Origin of the sequence: Microbacterium sp. (genome assembly GCF_035554235.1) — a bacterium.
Classification (GTDB): domain Bacteria; phylum Actinomycetota; class Actinomycetes; order Actinomycetales; family Microbacteriaceae; genus Microbacterium.
This window is the reverse complement of the sequence record NZ_DATMIO010000234.1, coordinates 1-4,549: the sequence shown is the minus strand read 5'-3', so window position 1 is coordinate 4,549 and position 4,549 is coordinate 1. Positions and strand designations below refer to the sequence as shown.

Sequence of the window (4,549 nt, the reverse complement as noted above, 5' to 3'; positions counted from 1 at the left end):
CGAACCCGCCGACGGGGCGGATGCGGGGACCGCGCTCGAACGAGTCACCCTGGCCACCCTGCCGAAGCACCATGACGTCGCCCTCGAGCGTGACGCCCTGACGGGGTTCCTGCAGTACGGACATCGCATCGATCCCGAGCTGTTCGCCCGCGCCGTGGCCCTTCCGTTCCGGCATCCCGGGCTCGAGGCGATCCGCGCGGCCGTAGCCGAGGTGCCTGACCCGTCGCGCCCCGGCTGGGCGATGACCACCATCGAGGCGGTGCGTGAGCCGTACCGGACCCTCGCCGGGGAACTTCTCGCCCGTCCGCTCCCGGCGAGCGATGAGAGCGGAGCCGTGGCCGTCACGGGCGAACTCGCGCGCAACCTCATCGTCCGGTCCCTCGATCGCGAGAAGAACGAGCTGCTCGGCGCCGTCCAGCGAGTGCCCGCCGATTCGTCCGAGGGCCGGGACGTGCGGGTGCGCCTGCGCGATCTCGACGCCGAGCGGCAGCGCCTGCTCGCCGAGCAGTAGCGCGCCGCCTCCGATTCGCGGGAGGATGAGGGCATGCCACGCAGCCAGGAGCCCGACGTCGCCATCCGATGCTCGGATGTGAGCATGGCGTACGCCGGGGGGACGCGCGCCGTCGACGGCGTGTCGTTCACCCTGCCGCATGCCGGGGCGCTCGCGATCATGGGCCCGACGGGGGCCGGCAAGTCCACGCTCGCCGCCGTCCTGGCCGGCTCCGCGGAGGCCGGGCTCACCGTGGTCGGGGGAGACGCGCAGGTGCTGGGCATTTCCGCCCGCCGCCCGGGTCGCGCGCATCGGCAGTGGCTCTATCAGGTCGGTTTCGTGGCGCAGGGCGCCGGGGCGCGGTTGCCCGCCCGCATGACGGTGGGAGAGGTGATCGGCGAGCCGATCACGAGCCGGGATCGCCGTGTCAACGCGCGCGCCCTCGCGGTGCGGATCGCGACCCTGCTCGACGAGATGCAGCTGCCGCTCGGGGCGGCAGCCAAGTTCCCGTACGAACTGAGCGCGGGCATGCGCCAACGTGTCGCGTTCGCGCGGGCGCTCGTGCTGCAGCCGCGCATCCTCATCGCGGACGAGCCTCTCGCGGGCCTCGACCTCGAGGTGCGGCACGTCGTGTACGACGCGATCGTCGGTCGCGGCCGATCGAACGGGATGTCGGCGCTCCTCGTCACGAATGATGCCGACTTCGCCCGCGAGTTGAACGCCGATGTGCTCGTCATGCGCGGCGGCCATGTCATCGCGCAGGGGCATGGCTCGGAGCTGATGTGGACCCCGAGTGCCGAGGCTGAGCACCACGTGCTCGCGTCGTAAGGGGAGTCTGGTATTTGCTAAGCTGTTCGAGTTGCCCGCTCAGGTGGGCATTTTCCTCGGTAGCTCAATTGGCAGAGCAATCGGCTGTTAACCGATAGGTTCTTGGTTCGAGTCCAAGCCGGGGAGCGAGAATCCCGCGTCATCTGCGCGGCTCTCATCTAAGGCCAGGGCTTCCACCCCTGGCCTTTTCTCTTCCGCACCCGCGCCGATGACCCTCGGGTCCTGTCACCTCAGGCTTCGACGTCGTCGATGCCGGGCGTCCATGCCGCCCCGGGTCGACCCCAGCCGCGCTTGCGGGCGATCTTCTGCACCGTCTTCCAGTCGGAGTCATCGAGGCGGTCGATGTAGAGCACCCCGTCGAGGTGATCGAATTCGTGCTGCATGATGCGCGCGCGCCATCCGTCGACCTCGATGCGGATCGCCGCGCCTTCGAGGTCCGTCCCGGTCACGAGGACGCGGTCGGAGCGGCGCAGGGGGAACCGTTCGCCGGGAAACGACAGGCATCCCTCCGATTCGTCGTCGGGGTCGGGATCGCCCGGCACGAGGGGGGTCATCCACAGTTCCGGATTGATGAGCACGCCGCGCCAGGGCTCTCCGTCGTCGTCCGCGTAGCTGTAGGTGTAGATGCGCAGCCCAACCCCGACCTGCGGGGCCGCGAGGCCAACACCGGGGGCGGCATCCATCGTTTCGAACATGTCGGCGACGAGCGTGCGGACCTCATCCGTGACCTCCTCGACGGCGTCCGCGGGGGCATGGAGCACCGGGTCTCCCATGATGCGAATCGGCAGAACGGCCACGCCTTGAGCCTAGCGGGAGAGGGGTGCAGGTAGTGTCGGAGGGTGATTTGGCACGCGGGCAGCGTAGTGGAGGACGTGAGCGATCATCTCGTGGGCGTCTTCCAGAACCCCGGTCTGCTCCTCGGCATCCCGCTCGCCCTCGCCGGTGCCGTCTTCATGTCGTTCGGCGCGCAGTATCAGCACCGCGGGGTCGCCAAGGTCGAGCGGCTGAGCGGTCAGGACGGCACCTCAGGGCTCACCGCCGGACAGCTCGGGCGGCTGCTGACGAGGCCGTCCTGGGTGGTCGGCACGATCATGCTGGGCATGGCCATCATCTGCCAGCTCGGTGCGCTGGCGGTGGCGCCGCTCATCGTCGTGCAGCCGCTGGGCGCGATCGCGCTCGTCATCACGACCCTGCTCAATGCGCGCGTGAGCGGACACGCACCGACCCGGAAGTCGGTCACAGCCATCGTCGCGTGCGTGGGGGGCATCTTCTTCTTCGTGATAGTCGCCGCGCTCTTCGCCACCGAGAACGAAGTCACCGAGCGACAGCTCTACATCATCCTGGCCATCCTCTCGGTGGTCATGGTCGTGCTCGCCCTCCTGTGGTTCTTCCTGCGCAAGCGCATGCGCGCCCTCTTCTACATCCTCGGCGCCGGCATCATCTACGGCTTCGTCGCGACCCTCGCCAAGGTCGTCATCAAGCGCTTGCAGGCCGGCGACTTCGAGTGGCTCACGCTCGCGTGCCTGCTCGCGCTCCTCCTCGGCACGGCCGCGGGCGCCTATTTCGTGCAGACCGCGTATTCGTCCGGCCCGCCCGACCTCGTCATCGCCGGACTCACCGTCGTCGACCCGATGGTCGCCGTGCTCATCGGCGTGCTGGTGCTCGGCGAGGCTGCGGCCGCCCCGCTCTGGGCCGTCATCGGCTTCGTGATCTTCGGCGCGGTGGCCGTGTGGGGCGTCATCCAGCTCGCGCGGTATCACCCGCAGATCGTCAGCGACAGTCAGGAACTGCCCATCTCGCGCGGCAGTGACGGCCTGCCGCCGACCGCACCCCCGGTCTGACGCGCAACCTCGACCACGAGGCGTCCCTCATCGACGTCGCCTCACCCGCCGCTAGCGGTAGGCTCGTAAACCGATGCGGGGCGGTGGCCAAGCTGGTCAAGGCAGCGGGCTCATAACCCGACGATCGTGGGTTCAAGTCCCACCCGCCCCACGACGGAAGGGGGCCGCCCAGGAGGGCGGCCCCCTTCGACTACATCGCGGCGCCGATGTACGAGTACTTCACGAACACCTCGGAAGCGATGCCGGCCTCGTCGAGCACGTCCTGCACAGCGGTCAGCATGTACTTGGCGTCCCAGCCCATGTAGAGCGAGTGCTCGTCATCCAGCTCGTCCCACTGCCCGTTCCAGGACTGCGCCTCGTAGATCGGGCCGCCGCGGCCTGTGCTGAACGTGACGACGGGTTCTCGGGCGTCGGCCCAGAGTCGCTTGAAGATGCGGTTGAAGAGGTGCTTGACGTCGTAGACCTCCCAGTGCTCGCCGCGGTACTCGACATACTCGAACTCCCGTTGCCAGCCCCGTGGCCAGCCCCTGCGCCGCTGCGCATCGAGGATCGGGGTGAGCCCGTCGTCGTCGATGCCGACCACGGCCGGGCGCGCCCAGACGCGAAGGAAGGCGTCGGTGAGCCGCACCGTGCGCTCGGCGATCGCGGACGTGCCCCACGCGGGAACATCGATGAGTGCACTCGTGGCGGGGATGCCGCTCTGCGCGTAGAGCGCCCGCTTCTCGACGAACGACTTGTCGAGCGCGCGCTCCGCGAGCGGCTCTTCGAGCAGTGCGAGGTTGCCGAGCGTCGGTGCGAGGGCGCGGTGGCTGTTCTGCTCGTCGTCGCCGTAGTCGGCCCACTCACGCACGCCGTCGCCGCTCCAGCCGTCGCCGGGCGCGAGGGGGAAGATGTGCTCGACGTCGAGGTCCGCCCGGGCGACGACGCCGGCGATCCGCCCGAGCACGTACCGGGGGTGGGGGAGTTCCCCGAACTTCAGCGCCACACGGACGCGCTCGTCCGATGGCGTCACCCGGGCGATCGCGCGCACGAGGCTTTCGGCTCCCTCCTCGCGCGCGCGGCACAGTCGCGCCACGAGCCGATCGTTGCCGATCCCGACGACGGTCCTGCGAAGGAGCAGCGACTGGATGTGCTCGAGGGTCGATATCAGGGCGGACTTGTCCACCTCACCGCGCGCGTAGTCGCGGTAGGCGCGCAGCACGAGCGGGTACATGCCTCGCCCGAACGTGTTGATGTGACCGAGCTGCAGCGCGATCTCTTCGTCGCGCTCGTGCGCGGGGTCAAGGAGCGTGCGGTAGACCTCCGAATAGTCCCGCCACTCGGCCGCATGCCTGCGCAGCGTCGCCAGCTCCAGCCGCGGGAACTCGTTGCGGAACGCGTCGTACACCCC

General features: G+C 69.3%; 4 protein-coding genes, 2 tRNA genes and 1 pseudogene. 5 read left to right on the top strand and 2 right to left on the bottom strand.

Annotated elements, in window-relative coordinates:
• From VNT50_RS12135 to VNT50_RS12125, 3 genes and pseudogenes are all read left to right on the top strand, one after another.
• Positions 1–511 (top strand): annotated as a pseudogene (locus tag VNT50_RS12135) (DNA primase); the annotation flags it as partial.
• Positions 512–544: 33 nt separating this feature from the next.
• The gene (locus tag VNT50_RS12130) at positions 545–1,318 is read left to right on the top strand and encodes an ATP-binding cassette domain-containing protein (protein ID WP_325485375.1); all 774 of its coding nucleotides are present in this window, start codon (positions 545–547) and stop codon (positions 1,316–1,318) included.
• A 53-nt stretch (positions 1,319–1,371) separates the two neighbouring features.
• A tRNA-Asn gene (locus tag VNT50_RS12125) sits at positions 1,372–1,444 on the top strand.
• Between the two features lie 104 nt (positions 1,445–1,548).
• Here VNT50_RS12125 and def read toward each other — a convergent pair.
• A complete protein-coding gene (def, locus tag VNT50_RS12120; RefSeq protein WP_325485374.1) occupies positions 1,549–2,115 on the bottom strand; it encodes a peptide deformylase in 567 nt (188 codons plus the stop codon).
• Between the two features lie 66 nt (positions 2,116–2,181).
• Between def and VNT50_RS12115 the strand changes: the two genes are divergently transcribed.
• A complete protein-coding gene (locus VNT50_RS12115; protein ID WP_325485376.1) occupies positions 2,182–3,159 on the top strand; it encodes a DMT family transporter in 978 nt (325 codons plus the stop codon).
• A gap of 77 nt (positions 3,160–3,236) precedes the next feature.
• Positions 3,237–3,310 (top strand) — tRNA-Ile (locus VNT50_RS12110).
• Positions 3,311–3,349: 39 nt separating this feature from the next.
• On the opposite strand, the gene VNT50_RS12105 is transcribed toward VNT50_RS12110, so the two are convergent.
• A partial coding sequence (locus VNT50_RS12105; protein WP_325485373.1) for an HNH endonuclease family protein occupies positions 3,350–4,549 on the bottom strand: 1,200 nt, incomplete at its 5' end.

Bases quoted from the DNA above. Each gene is read 5' to 3' on its own strand.
- VNT50_RS12130 (WP_325485375.1), top strand. From the start codon at position 545: ATGCCACGCAGCCAGGAGCCCGACGTCGCCATCCGATGCTCGGATGTG.